Here is an 11,982-nt window from a genome sequence, read left to right as displayed (position 1 = left end):
GGTGCGAGGCGGAGAGCCCATTGATCGCGCCGCCGATGCCGATCGTGTCGTCCGGCCGTCCCCATCGGCTGCCCTTGATCGACACGCCGCCCGAAAGGCTGCGGTCGACATCGGCGAAGGACAGGATCTCGTTCCGGCCGTCATTCCAGCTCAGGCGACCGAACAGGCCGACATCGGTTGCGATCTGCTGCTCGCCGTTCAAATAGAAGCCGTATTTGGTGTTGTCCTTGCGGATGCCCGCCATCACGTCGTTGATATCGAGCCCGGGATTGGCATCCTCGATCGCGAGCGCCTGGGCGTAATTGCCGGTGTTGCCGCGATTGCCGAACACGCCGACGCGCACCTTGCCGGGTTGATCGAAGATCGAATAGCGGCCCTCGAATTCCACCACCGCACCGCCGTTGCTGGTGTTGGAAACCAGCACGTCGGTGTTCGGTGCATTGGGCACCTGGAACACGCCGGCGCGCACCGCCCAGTCCTTGCGATTGAGTTCGACCACGGCACCGCGGGTGTAACCGGGCAGATCCGCCGGGAAGTCGTAGGCGGCGGAGGCCCACATCGCCCAGTTCATGAAGTCGGCGCGCGGATCCTTTGCGTAGGAATTGCCGTCGAAGAAATCGCCGATCGCGAAACGGCCGACGATCAGTGTCAGGCGATCGATGTCGCGCTTGCCCGCGATCTGGTTCGGTCCGTCGGCGACATCTTCCTGCTCGCCGCCGAAGCCGAAGGTCTGCTTGAGGTAGTAGCGCTGCGGCCGAATTCTCGGATAGGCCGCGCCCGCCTTCTGTGCCTCGCCGTTCGGGAAGCCGGCAAGGCCGAGCGTGCCGTCGAGGCCGAAGCCCTGCGCCGTCTCCGGATTGAAGTAGAGCTCGCCGCCTTCCCACAGCCGCACACCGAGGAACGCCGTCGTGGTCCAGGTCTGCTGCACCTGTCCGCCAGGCGGCAGGCTGTTGGTGCCGCTATAGGCGGCGCGGAAGGCCGGGTAGCCCTGTCCGATCAGCGTCGTCTGCGCATGCACGGACCAATTGTCGGATTCCGGCAGCCGGGGCTGGGTCGGGGTCGCCGACCATGGCGAGTCGCCGAGCTGATAGTTCAGGCCGAATTTCAGCAGGTGCAGCCGCGGGTCGATGGTGACGCCAGGCATGCCGAAGTCGTTGAGGCCGAGCGTGCGGCGCGACAGGTCGATGTAGTCGTATTCGATCTTGGCCGTCCAATTGCCGCTCAGCGCAAATTCGGCGCCGGCGCCAACGGTCCAGCCGGTCTGGTACTGCCCCGGTTCGGAGATGACACTGCCCGCAGCGTCATTCACCCTGGCCTGGGTGCGGCCCCAGGCGAAGCCGCCGGTGACGTAAGGCATCCAGCCGTTGAAGGCGTAACCGGCACGGCCGCGCACGGTGCCGACATAGTCGACCGAGCTGTTGAAGGGGCCGAGCGTGCGCCGCGGCAGATCGACCGGACCCACGAATGTCGCGTCGGCCTCGACGCCGAGCACGAAGCGATTTGCGAACTGGCGATTGTATCCAGCCTGGAAGCCGCCGATCCCGCCCGTGATGCTGTGCGGGAAGAAGACGGCCTGTAGCGGAAGCGGATTGGTATCGGGGCCGAGTGTGCCATCGCCATAACCGACATGGCCGCCGACGTAGAAGCCGGTCCAGTTGTAAACCGCGTTCAGGGCCGGAGACTTGAGCGGTAGGTCGGCCGCAGTTGCCGGCGCGCCGAACGCAGCCGCACCGAGCGCTGCGCCGGCGGCGATCTGAACCCGGAAGAGGCGGACGCAGGTCATGACGCGGCTTTCCGCGAACGGTTGGCGGTTTCGCCCGGCATTGCAGATTTGGCGGCCACTTGCCACCCGAGATTTGAAGTCATCGCCCGCCGTCCCCGGTCCGATCCGCGTCGTCCCATCCAAAGCCAGCTCAGCACCTGGCATTCCCCAACTCTTATTGCAAGTCATTCGCAATAGCAACTGGGGTGCACCAGATACCCCTTCGATTTGCACGCCACTATGACGGTCACGTAACAGCACGCGGCAGCAGGCCCCATCGGCTGCGATCGACCGCGCGTCTGTGGCAAATCGGCCGAAACCCGACCGTTCAAGCAATGCCACCATTGTCTTCGTCCCTTGCTTTGATGAATGCCGGCTGCGATGCCCTGCCGAGCACGACCCTCGCGCCGGCCCGTTCGACCCATCGCGCCATCGACAGCGCCGTCCGCAGCTCGGCGCCTGAAATCATGCGGCGCTGAAAGAGCGCGGTTGCGCCGCGCAGGATGGTGCTTGCCAGCCTGAACAACACGATCGCGCCCCATCGCCGGCCGCGGCCGAGCGCCGTCACGCACCCACCGTGGCGAGCTGCACGATCCGCAGCAGCACGAGGCCCGCGGCAACGACCAGATAGCCGCGCAGCACGATCATCCAGATCCGGCTCAGCGGGCTGAGCCGCGCCGGCGGCAGCCGGTCGAGCGGCGGCATCCGCCAGGTGTCGCGATCGGCCAGAGCGTTTTCGAGCGAAGTGGCCACCGGTTCGCGTGAAGAAAACGCGTCCAAACAAGAATCTGGAGCCCCGTTCCGATTCCATCGGAACGGAATAGGCTCCAGCGGCGGCTTCGGCTTGAAGCGGAACGATGCGTTGCGGCGCGACGACATCTCGTACAGCTTGACGAGCGCGGTGACCGCAAGCGCAAGCACGCTGCCGCCGACCAGGATGCCGATGATCCATTCCTCGCCGAGATCTGGGAACAGCACCGCGGCGGTCAGGATCACCGACAGCATCACGAGCCCCGCCACGACAGCGCCGGTGAACAGGTTCAGCCGGGTCGAATTGATCCAGGGTCCGAGAATGTGGCGGTCGTTGCAGAGCAGCAGTAGGAACACGGTCGCACTCGGCAGCAGCACACCGGCCAAGGTCTGCACCGCGTTGGTGAGCAGCCCGAGCGGCGTGCCCGGCGTCAGCACCAGCACGGCAGCGAGCACGATCAGGCCGCAATAGACGCTGTAGAAGCCTTTTGCATCCCACGGCTTGCGGTGCAGTGAGTGCTTGACCGCGAACACGTCGCCGATCGCGTAGGCCGTCGAGAGGGAAACCGCGGCCGCGCCGATGATGCAGGCATCCAGCAGTGCGAGGGCAAACAGCACCGCCGGCAGCCGGCCGGCATATTTCTCGAGCCCGACCGCGGTTCCCAGCGCGTCGGTGTAATTGCCGAATTCGGGCTTTCCAGCGAACACCGCCGCACAGAACGAGATCATCGCCACCGCGCCGACTACGACCAGCACGATGCCGATGCACAAATCCATCCGCTCATAGCGGATAAACCGCGGCGTGATCCGCTTGTCGACGATGTAGCTCTGCTGGAAGAACAATTGCCACGGTGCCACGGTAGTGCCGACGATGGCGACGATCAGCAGCATCACCTCGCTGAGCTTGGCGTCGTGCGGCATCTTCGGCACGAAGAAATCAGCTGCGATCTGTCCGACCGGCGGATGCACCATCAGGATCACGGGCACCAGCAGCAGGCTGCCGAACACCAGCACGATCCCGAAGCGTTCGAAGCGGCGGAAGTCTCCGGTCGAGACCGCCAGCATCACGATAACAGCCGAGGCCAATACGCCCCAGAACTGCGAGACGCCGAGAAAGTGAAGCGCGAAGGTGATGCCGATGAATTCGGTGACGATGGTCAGCGCGTTCAGCACCAGGAGGTCGATGACGCTGAAGGCGCCCCAGAACTTGCCGAAGCGCTCGAAGATCAGCCGCGCATGGCCGACGCCGGTGACGGCGCCGAGCCGCACCACCATCTCCTGGTTGACGTAGAGCACGGGGATCAGCAGCAGCAACGTCCACAGCAGCGTGGTGCCGTAATTCTGTCCGGCCTGGGTGTAGGTGCCGAACGCGCCGGCATCGTTGTCGCCGACCATCACGATCAGGCCGGGGCCGACGATTGCCAGCAGCGTCTTCAGGCGGGCAAGCAAGGTCGCCCGCGGTGCGGTGTCATCCCGCGCGATGCTGCCGAGCGCGCCGCGGATGTCGCCGAGATGGGCGTTGTCCAGCACCGCGGTGCGGACGGAGCTGGCGGTGGCCTCACGATCGGAGGCGTGCACGTTCAAGTCATTGACGACGGTCATGACTCATTCCTTCTCATTTGCGTGGTTAGGTGGTTTTGGGAGTTGGAAAGCGGATGATGTTGCTGGCTTCAGTCGCCGGGACGGGGTCTGCCGCCGGCCGGCGCCGAGGTCGCGCGCAGTCGATGTCCATCATCACCGCGATGCCGAGCGCGGCGACATGGCGGACGAGGCCAGCGCTCTCGTTGATGAGCGCGATGACGCTCTGCATCACCGGGACGAGCTGGTCGTTGGCCGTTGCGGGACGCCCGACGGCATCGGCGGCGGTCGGCCGACGGGCTTGCCCGAAGATGTCATTTGTCTTGCTCATGTTCGTCTCCCCGCTGCCCGTTGGGCACGGCACGAGGGACGCGGAGCAGCTCTAGGCGCGCGCGCAACCTCCGCTGCCGTGAGCAGCGGCAATTCCAAAATTGATGTCGTTCCCCGAAGGGAGTCCCGTTGTCGCACCGCGATGGCGCGCAACGGGACGACTAGGTCCTTCGTCCATGTCGGTCCTTCAGGCGGTTGCGGTCATCTTTGCGGCGGAATGCGCAATTGCTGCGCGCGGGCCGGAATACCGGTCCGCGCGTCGCTGTCGGTCGAGATCATTGGTTGATGATTCGAGGGTGGTTTCGACGATCCACCGGCACTCCAGCCGGCCGTCGATCAGGATCCAATGACAGGCCGGGGTTGGACGCCGGCGGTCCGCCGGGCGGCGAAAGCCCGGCAGGTTGTCATTGGAATAGGTGGCCGCCCGCGGCGGAATCTGCCGCGGCTCGAACGGCCGGAATTTTGCGAGCTTTTCGAACATCGCTCACCTCCACTTCCGCAGGTCGCGGCAGGCCGGTGAGGAGCAGGCGGTCAGCCGAGGCGCGACCACCCATCCACGCAGCGGAAGCCTGCGCGATCAGTCTTGCTGTGCGGCGTCAACAGTCCCGTCGTGGGTCTACTGTCGCCTGAGTTGCTACTGCCCATGTGCCTTCTGTGCTGGCTCGTGGTCGGGGCGACGCCCCGGTGCGGAACGAATGTTCCGACAATCGGCCGGTACGCCTGACGCAGAGGGCTGTCAAGCTGATTTCACTATCCTCCCGGGGGGATAGCGATTATCCTCCCGGGAGGATAGGAGAACCATATGTCCGACGACCACCCGCACATCGCTATCGCCCGGCGCCTGAAGCGCGCCAACGGCCATCTCGAGACCATCGTCGAGATGATCGAGCAGGGCCGGCCCTGTGCGCAGATCGCCCAGCAATTGCAGGCGGTGGAGAGCGCGATCGAGAGCGCCAAGAAGGCGCTGATCCACGATCACATCGGCCACAGCCTCGAGGAGACGTTGAAGGCATCGGGTCCGAAGGGCCGCAATGTGCTGCGCGACTTCCGGCTGATCGCCAAATACCTGTGACTCAAGATAAGCTGTGACCCAAGGCCGCATGTGGCGGACTGAAAAGGGTTGACCCGTCCGGGGGGATCACCGGACGGGTCGGTTGCGACACGGGGTGGATGAGGACCCGTGCCGAACACAGGATCCGCAGCCTGAGTAAAAACCCGTCGATCAGTAGCAGGTGCGCACGCGGCCGATGTAGTTGCCGTAGGCGTCGAACTGGCGCACCCAGCCGCAGCGGCGGTAGCCGGCATCGTAGTAGCCGTCGCTGGCCGCGATCGCGCTGCCGACGATGGCGGCGCCGACCAGGCCCGCACCAACGCCCCAGCCCCAGCCATACGGCTTGGCTTCGGCCTGCGAAGTAGTGGACGCGATGGCGCCGGTCACGGCGAGCGCGGTGAGAGCGAGGGCGGCAAACTTGGTCTTGATCGACATGGGATACTCCATCCTGTTTGAGCGCGGTCCGGTTTGGTCCGCATGCCCGTTGGACGGAGGCTTTTCGGTTCCGGTTCGAAGGCCGGCCGCGAAATATGGTTTCGTGGATTGTTTCGTCGCCTCGACCAGGACGAGGGAATTCCCGGTCAGTTGCTGCCAAAGGCGCCCGGATCGAACCTGTCGACGTCGCCCAGCAGCTCGCAGAACGCGCGTGCACCGTGCTCGATCAGCTTCTCGCCCTTCTCGGCCGAGGCCTTGGTGGCATCGCCGATCGCGCCGCTCGGATTGAGGTCCTGCGCCTGCCAGGCGAACGGCGCCGGCCGCTGGGTCGACAGATGGCGATGATCCTTCTCGATCTGCACGCTCGCAGGTGTGAAGTCTGCGATCGCATCCTTGCGCACGGCCTGCGGATATTTCGCCAGCATGATCGAGGTCTCGACCGCGCCGCCGTGGATGCCGTGGCGCAATTCGGCAGCATCGAACAGCCCGTCGGGCGCACCGAAACGCGACCAGCTCGTGGTCACCACCAGCATCTTGTGTTGCGCGCGCAGATCCTGCGCCACCAGCGACATCGCGGCGGAATTGCCGCCATGGCTGGTCACGATCACGAGCTTCCTGACCCCGGCGCGCGCCACGCTCTCGCCGAGCGCCATCCAGCTCTTCAGCGCCACATTGGTCGGAAGCGTCAGCGTGCCTGGAAAATCGATGTGCTCGGTGGAGATGCCGACCGGTTGCAAGGGCAGGAAGGTCGCTGGGATGGCCGCCGGCAGTAGCTCCTGAACCCGCGCCAGATACGCTTCGCCGATCATGACGTCGGTTCCGAGCGGCAGATGCGGTCCGTGCTGCTCGGTCGCGGCCAGCGGCAACACCGCGATCCAGCGCGCAGCCGTTCCCTTGGCGAGGTCAGGCCAATGGATGGCGGTCCAGTCGCGGGGCGGAAGCTGAGAGGTCATCAAGCCGGTCGTTTCAATACAAGCGTTTCATTGGATGGATTTGCAGGCTAGTTTGTCTAACATCAGTGGGGCGTTCGCGTCTCCGGGCGCGGTCCACGTCGTCCCGCCTTCCATCATGGGCCATAATATCAGACGGAGTCCAACCATGATCCGGGCCTTTTTGCCGCGAGCGTTAACCATGGGGCTGCTGGCCGCCGCCCTCAGCGTTTCTGCGGCCGTTGCTCCCGCGCGGGCGCAGAGCCCGGACAAGACTTTGGACAAGGTCTCGTTCGGCACCAATTGGGTCGCCGAGGGCGAGCATGGCGGGTTCTTCCAGGCGCTCGCCGACGGCACCTACAAGAAATACGGCCTCGACGTCACCATCGTGCCCGGCGGTCCCAACGAGAACAACCGTATGCTGCTGATCGCGGGCAAGCTCGACTTCTTCATGAGCGCGAACTCGTTGCAGACCTTCGACGCCGTCACCAACAATGTGCCGTTGGTCGCGGTCGCCGCCATGTTCCAGAAGGACCCGCAGGTGTTCCTGACCCATCCCGAGGTCAAGGTCGGCAAGATCGAGGATCTGAAGCCGCTGACGCTGCTGATCTCGAAGGAGGGCATCACCAGCTACTTCCAGTGGCTGAAGTCGGAATACGGCTTCGACGAGAACAAGGTGAAGCCCTACACCTTCAACCCGCAGCCCTTCATCGTGAACAAGCAGACCGCGATGCAGGGTTACGTCACCTCGGAGCCCTTTGCGGTCGAGAAGGCCGCCGGCTTCAAGCCAAATGTTCTCCTGATTGCCGATTACGGCTTCAACTCCTATTCGACGCTGATCGAGACCCGCCGCGATCTGGTCGACAAGAAGCCCGACCTGGTGCAGCGCTTCGTCGATGCGTCTGTTGTCGGCTGGTACACGTACGTCTACGGCGATAACTCGGCCGGCAATGCGATGATCAAGAAGCTCAATCCCGACATTAACGACGAACTGCTCGCCTATTGCGTCGCCAAGATGCGCGAGCACGGCATCGTCGATTCCGGAGACTCCATCAAGAACGGAATCGGCGCCATGACCGACGAGCGGATGGCGAGCTTCTTCGACAAGATGGTGCGCGCCGGCGTGGTCAAGGGCACCATCGACTATCGCCAGGGCTACACGCTGCGCTTCGTCAACAAGGCGGTCGGCGTCGAGCTTCGGCCGAAGAACTGACGGCTGCGAAATCGCGATGGCGGAGCCTGCGTTGTCTGGGTCTGATGCCGAGTCAGCGGTGCGCCTGCGCGGCGTCGCCAAGACCTATGACAGCGGCGTAACGGCGCTCGGGCCGCTCGACCTCGACGTCGCCAGCGGCGAGTTCGTCTCGCTGCTCGGACCTTCCGGCTGCGGCAAATCCACCGCGCTGCGGCTGATTGCGGGCCTCGCCACGCCGAGCGCCGGCACGGTCGAGCTCTCGCATCACGGCACGGAGCAGCGCGGCAGCCACAGGATAGGCTTCGTGTTTCAGGAGCCGACCCTGATGCCGTGGGCCAATGTGCGCGACAATGTCCGCCTGCCGCTGAAGCTCGCCCATGCGCCGGCGGCCGATGCCGATGCGCGCATCGCGGCCGCGCTCGATCAGGTCGGGCTTGCGGATTTTGCCGGCGCCTATCCGCGCGAATTGTCCGGCGGCATGAAGATGCGGGTGTCGCTGGCGCGCGCGCTGGTCACCGATCCGGATATCTTGCTGATGGACGAGCCGTTCGCGGCGCTCGACGAGATCACGCGCTTTCGCCTCAACAACGACCTGCTGTCGCTGTGGCGCAACCTGCACAAGACCGTCATCTTCGTGACGCACTCGGTGTTCGAGTCGGTCTATCTCTCGCAGCGCGTGATCGTGATGACGGCGCGGCCGGGCCGGATCGGCGCCGAGTTTCGCATCACCTCGCCGGAGCCGCGCGGCGAGGAATTCCGCACCTCGGCCGAATATGCCGCGTTCTGCCGCGAGGTCTCGGGTGCGCTGGCGCCGTCTTACGCAGGGCAGGCGGGCGCATGAAGTCTCCGCAGGATCTGGTCCGCTTTCTGCTTCCGCTTGCGGTGTTTGCCGCGGGCCTCGTGCTCTGGGAAGCGATCGTCCGTGCCTATGGCATCCAGCCCTATGTGCTGCCGAGTCCGTTGTTGGTGCTGAAGACGCTGGTCGCGGACTGGCCGATTCTGTCGCAATCGCTCGGCGTCACGCTCCTGACCACGCTCGAAGGCTTCGTCGCCGCAGCGGTCGGCGGCGTCGTGCTGGCGCTGCTGTTCAACCAGTCGAAATGGCTGGAATACTCGCTGTTCCCTTATGCGGTGGTGCTGCAGGTGACGCCCGTCATCGCGATCGCGCCGCTGCTGCTGATCTATCTCCAACAGCAGACTGCCGTGATCGTCTGCGCCTGGATCGTGGCGTTCTTTCCGGTGCTCTCGAACACCACGCTCGGCCTCAATTCGGTCGATCGCAACCTCGCCGGATTGTTTCAACTTTATGGCGCATCAAAGCTGCAGGCGCTGCTGTTCCTGAAGCTGCCGGCGGCGCTGCCCTATATCCTTGGCGGCCTGCGCATCGCCGGCGGGCTGTCGCTGATCGGCGCCGTGGTCGCGGAGATCGCGGCAGGCAGCGCCGGCGCCGGCTCGGGCCTCGCGTTCCGGATCGCTGAATCAGGCTACCGGCTGAATATTCCCCGCATGTTCGCAGCCCTTCTGCTGCTATCGCTGGCCGGGATTGTCATCTATGGGGTGCTGGCGTTAGTTTCGCACCTGTTGTTGCGGCGTTGGCATGAAAGCGCGTTAGGAAAGGACAATTGATGGCCCCGATTTCTTCCGAAAAGATCGATCTGTTGGTTTATGGACCGATCCGGCCAATCCTCGAAAACGGCTTTTCCGATCAGTATGTGCTGCACCGTGCCGAAAGCCGCGGCGACCTCGAGCGCCTGACGCTCGACACGATGGGCAAGATCCGCGGCATCGCCGTCACCTATCACACGATGGCGACCGACAGGACCGCGATGGCGCTGTTTCCGAAGCTCGAGATCGTCGGCAGCTTCGGCGTCGGCTACGACCACGTCGATTCCGCCTATGCGCGCGATCACAATATCGTGGTCACCAACACGCCCGACGTGCTGACCGAGGAGGTCGCCGACGTCGCGATGGGGTTATTGATCGCGACGCTGCGTGAATTCGTCAAGGCCGACCGCTATGTGCGCTCCGGCCTGTGGCAGACCCAGAACTATCCGCTCAGCGTCGGCTCGCTGCGCGACCGCAAGATCGGCATCGTCGGCATGGGCCGGATCGGGCAGGCGATCGGGCGTCGGCTGGAAGCCTCGCGAGTCCCGGTGTCCTATCACTCGCGCAATCCGTCCAAGGACGTCGCCTACAAGCACTATCCCGATCTGATCGAGATGGCGAAGGCGGTCGATACCCTGATCGTCATCGTGCCGGGCGGCGCCTCGACGGCGAAGATGATCAATGCCGACGTCCTGAAGGCGCTCGGCCCGCGCGGCGTGCTGATCAATGTCGCGCGCGGCTCTGTCGTCGACGAGCCGGCGCTGGTTGCGGCGCTGAAGTCCGGCACCATCCTCGCCGCCGGCCTCGACGTGTTCGCGGCCGAGCCGAACGTTCCGGACGAATTGAAGGCGATGCAGAACGTCGTGCTGCTGCCGCATATCGGTTCGGCCTCGGTGGTGACGCGCAATGCGATGGACCAGCTCGTGGTCGACAACATCACGAACTGGTTCGCCGGCAAGCCGCCGCTGACCCCGGTTGCGGAAACGCCCGTCAGGGATCGCTGATGGCCTTGTCCCGCTTCAACGTCGTGCTGCTTGTGCTGCTGGCCGCGTGCGGTCCGGCAGCCGCGCAGGATGTCTCGACGTTGAAGAAGGACATGATCGGGCAGTGGGAGCTCGCCACCACCGAGCGCAGCAAGACCTGCGTCGTGACGCTGAAGAGCGATGCGACGCCGCAAGGCTTCAAGCTCGAGCTCGAGCCGGCCTGCGCCGCCGCGCTGCCCTTCACCAAGGACATCACGGGCTGGAGCATCAAGGGTCTCGGCGACATCGTGCGGCTGCACAACGCGGCCGGCGAGGGCGTGATCGATTTCACCGAAGTCGAGACCGGCATCTTCGAGGGGATGCGCACCAACGAGGGCGTCTACATCCTGCAAAACCTCGCCGCCGCCCGCTCGCTCGCCAAGTCGATGGACCAGATGATCGGCGACTGGTCGATGGTTCGCGGCAACGGCCAGGCGATCTGCGTCCTGGTGCTGACCAATACCGATGCCGGCAACGACAATTTCCAGGTGTTCCTGAAGGGCAAATGCGATCCGGTGGTCGCGGCCTTCAACCCGACGCAGTGGCGGCTCGACCATGGCCAGATGGTCCTGATGTCGGCCAAGGGCGAGACCTGGCAGTTCGAGGCCGACGACAACGCCCAATGGCGCCGCGTCCCGGACAGCGCCGACCCGCTGATCATGCTGCGGGAGCAGTAGGGGGCGTCCTGCCACAGACTCCGTGTCGTCCCTTGCTTTCGCAGGGACGACGGTGGGGCGGGTACGCCCCGCTTCTCGATGGCAAAATAATTCCCGACCCCATGTCGATCCGGCGGCCACTGGATCGTCGTCTCCCATAGCGAGCCGATTTTGCGGCGATCGACGCCGCTTCTCGCCCAACAGGAGTTTTCCGATGCGGTTCATGTATATCGTCACCTCGTCCCAGCCCCCGCGCCCGCCGACGCCGGCCCTGATGGAGGCGATGGGCAAGCTCGCCGAGAGGGAAATCAAGGCGGGCCGCATGATCGACACCGGCGGTCTGCTGCCGGTCGCGATGGGCGCCCAGGTACGCATTACCGACGGCAAGCTCAACGTCATCGACGGGCCGTTCGTCGAGACCAAGGAGATGATCGGCGGCTACGCGATCTTCGAGCTGCGCAGCAAGGAGGAGGCCGTCGCGGCCGCCGTCGAGTTCATGCAACTGCACAAGGAGCATATGCCAGGCTGGGACGGCACCTGCGAGGTGCGCCCCTTCGCGACCCTGGGCGTCGACGGCGCCTGCCAGGTCGATGTATCCGCCCTAGCCTGATGCGCGGACCGGAGCGCTTCAAGCGAGGTGGACATCGCTTCGCGTGAAGAAAACGCGACGAG

The 11,982-nt window shown here is 64.8% G+C and carries 14 protein-coding genes; 7 read left to right on the top strand and 7 right to left on the bottom strand.

Annotation, left to right across the window (positions count from 1 at the left end):
• The 5 genes from H8A95_RS08480 to H8A95_RS08460 all read right to left on the bottom strand — a co-directional run.
• The coding region (locus H8A95_RS08480; RefSeq protein ID WP_229182757.1) for a carbohydrate porin at positions 1-1,783 on the bottom strand (1,783 nt) is incomplete at its 3' end.
• 307 nt (positions 1,784-2,090) lie between these two features.
• Positions 2,091-2,330, bottom strand: a complete 240-nt coding sequence (locus H8A95_RS08475) for a hypothetical protein (protein ID WP_229182756.1) — start codon at positions 2,328-2,330, stop codon at positions 2,091-2,093.
• Positions 2,327-4,114, bottom strand: a complete 1,788-nt coding sequence (locus H8A95_RS08470; protein WP_229182755.1) for an Nramp family divalent metal transporter — start codon at positions 4,112-4,114, stop codon at positions 2,327-2,329. Before H8A95_RS08470 ends, H8A95_RS08475 begins: the two co-directional genes overlap by 4 nt.
• A gap of 25 nt (positions 4,115-4,139) precedes the next feature.
• Positions 4,140-4,421 (bottom strand): hypothetical protein, encoded by a 282-nt coding sequence (locus tag H8A95_RS08465; RefSeq protein ID WP_229182754.1) that lies wholly within the window; start codon positions 4,419-4,421, stop codon positions 4,140-4,142.
• A 186-nt stretch (positions 4,422-4,607) separates the two neighbouring features.
• Positions 4,608-4,901, bottom strand: a complete 294-nt coding sequence (locus H8A95_RS08460; protein ID WP_229182753.1) for a hypothetical protein — start codon at positions 4,899-4,901, stop codon at positions 4,608-4,610.
• Between the two features lie 321 nt (positions 4,902-5,222).
• Between H8A95_RS08460 and H8A95_RS08455 the strand changes: the two genes are divergently transcribed.
• Complete coding sequence (locus H8A95_RS08455) at positions 5,223-5,492, top strand: metal-sensing transcriptional repressor (RefSeq protein WP_229182752.1); 270 nt, start codon at positions 5,223-5,225, stop codon at positions 5,490-5,492.
• 150 nt (positions 5,493-5,642) lie between these two features.
• On the opposite strand, the gene H8A95_RS08450 is transcribed toward H8A95_RS08455, so the two are convergent.
• Both H8A95_RS08450 and H8A95_RS08445 read right to left on the bottom strand, forming a co-directional pair.
• The gene (locus tag H8A95_RS08450; protein ID WP_229182751.1) at positions 5,643-5,906 is read right to left on the bottom strand and encodes a hypothetical protein; all 264 of its coding nucleotides are present in this window, start codon (positions 5,904-5,906) and stop codon (positions 5,643-5,645) included.
• A gap of 146 nt (positions 5,907-6,052) precedes the next feature.
• Positions 6,053-6,859 carry a creatininase family protein gene (locus tag H8A95_RS08445; protein WP_229182750.1) on the bottom strand — a complete coding sequence of 269 codons (807 nt, stop codon included), beginning with the start codon at positions 6,857-6,859 and terminating at the stop codon, positions 6,053-6,055.
• 145 nt (positions 6,860-7,004) lie between these two features.
• On the opposite strand from H8A95_RS08445, the gene H8A95_RS08440 reads away from it, so the two are divergent.
• The 6 genes from H8A95_RS08440 (at position 7,005) to H8A95_RS08415 (ending at position 11,920) form a co-directional block, all read left to right on the top strand.
• Positions 7,005-8,048 (top strand): ABC transporter substrate-binding protein, encoded by a 1,044-nt coding sequence (locus tag H8A95_RS08440; protein WP_229182749.1) that lies wholly within the window; start codon positions 7,005-7,007, stop codon positions 8,046-8,048.
• A gap of 16 nt (positions 8,049-8,064) precedes the next feature.
• Positions 8,065-8,868 (top strand): ABC transporter ATP-binding protein, encoded by an 804-nt coding sequence (locus H8A95_RS08435; RefSeq protein ID WP_229182748.1) that lies wholly within the window; start codon positions 8,065-8,067, stop codon positions 8,866-8,868.
• On the top strand, positions 8,865-9,653 hold the full coding sequence (locus H8A95_RS08430; RefSeq protein ID WP_229182747.1) for an ABC transporter permease: 789 nt from the start codon (positions 8,865-8,867) through the stop codon (positions 9,651-9,653). Before H8A95_RS08435 ends, H8A95_RS08430 begins: the two co-directional genes overlap by 4 nt.
• A complete protein-coding gene (locus H8A95_RS08425) occupies positions 9,653-10,636 on the top strand; it encodes a 2-hydroxyacid dehydrogenase (protein WP_229182746.1) in 984 nt (327 codons plus the stop codon). The genes H8A95_RS08430 and H8A95_RS08425 overlap by 1 nt, the downstream gene beginning before the upstream one ends.
• The gene (locus tag H8A95_RS08420) at positions 10,636-11,331 is read left to right on the top strand and encodes an AprI/Inh family metalloprotease inhibitor (protein ID WP_229182745.1); all 696 of its coding nucleotides are present in this window, start codon (positions 10,636-10,638) and stop codon (positions 11,329-11,331) included. The genes H8A95_RS08425 and H8A95_RS08420 overlap by 1 nt, the downstream gene beginning before the upstream one ends.
• A gap of 202 nt (positions 11,332-11,533) precedes the next feature.
• Entirely contained in the window at positions 11,534-11,920 is a 387-nt protein-coding gene (locus H8A95_RS08415; RefSeq protein ID WP_229182744.1) for a YciI family protein, read from the top strand.
• The last annotated feature ends 62 nt before the right edge of the window (positions 11,921-11,982 follow it).

The sequence above is a fragment of the Bradyrhizobium oropedii genome (assembly GCF_020889685.1).
Taxonomy (GTDB): domain Bacteria; phylum Pseudomonadota; class Alphaproteobacteria; order Rhizobiales; family Xanthobacteraceae; genus Bradyrhizobium; species Bradyrhizobium oropedii.
This window is presented reverse-complemented; position numbering and strand designations above follow the sequence as displayed.

Coding starts and splice junctions, on each gene's coding strand:
- H8A95_RS08470 (WP_229182755.1), bottom strand. CDS start 4,114: ATGACCGTCGTCAATGACTTGAACGTGCACGCCTCCGATCGTGAGGCC.
- H8A95_RS08465 (WP_229182754.1), bottom strand. CDS start 4,421: ATGAGCAAGACAAATGACATCTTCGGGCAAGCCCGTCGGCCGACCGCC.
- H8A95_RS08460 (WP_229182753.1), bottom strand. CDS start 4,901: ATGTTCGAAAAGCTCGCAAAATTCCGGCCGTTCGAGCCGCGGCAGATT.
- H8A95_RS08455 (WP_229182752.1), top strand. CDS start 5,223: ATGTCCGACGACCACCCGCACATCGCTATCGCCCGGCGCCTGAAGCGC.
- H8A95_RS08450 (WP_229182751.1), bottom strand. CDS start 5,906: ATGTCGATCAAGACCAAGTTTGCCGCCCTCGCTCTCACCGCGCTCGCC.
- H8A95_RS08445 (WP_229182750.1), bottom strand. CDS start 6,859: ATGACCTCTCAGCTTCCGCCCCGCGACTGGACCGCCATCCATTGGCCT.
- H8A95_RS08440 (WP_229182749.1), top strand. CDS start 7,005: ATGATCCGGGCCTTTTTGCCGCGAGCGTTAACCATGGGGCTGCTGGCC.
- H8A95_RS08435 (WP_229182748.1), top strand. CDS start 8,065: ATGGCGGAGCCTGCGTTGTCTGGGTCTGATGCCGAGTCAGCGGTGCGC.
- H8A95_RS08430 (WP_229182747.1), top strand. CDS start 8,865: ATGAAGTCTCCGCAGGATCTGGTCCGCTTTCTGCTTCCGCTTGCGGTG.
- H8A95_RS08425 (WP_229182746.1), top strand. CDS start 9,653: ATGGCCCCGATTTCTTCCGAAAAGATCGATCTGTTGGTTTATGGACCG.
- H8A95_RS08420 (WP_229182745.1), top strand. CDS start 10,636: ATGGCCTTGTCCCGCTTCAACGTCGTGCTGCTTGTGCTGCTGGCCGCG.
- H8A95_RS08415 (WP_229182744.1), top strand. CDS start 11,534: ATGTATATCGTCACCTCGTCCCAGCCCCCGCGCCCGCCGACGCCGGCC.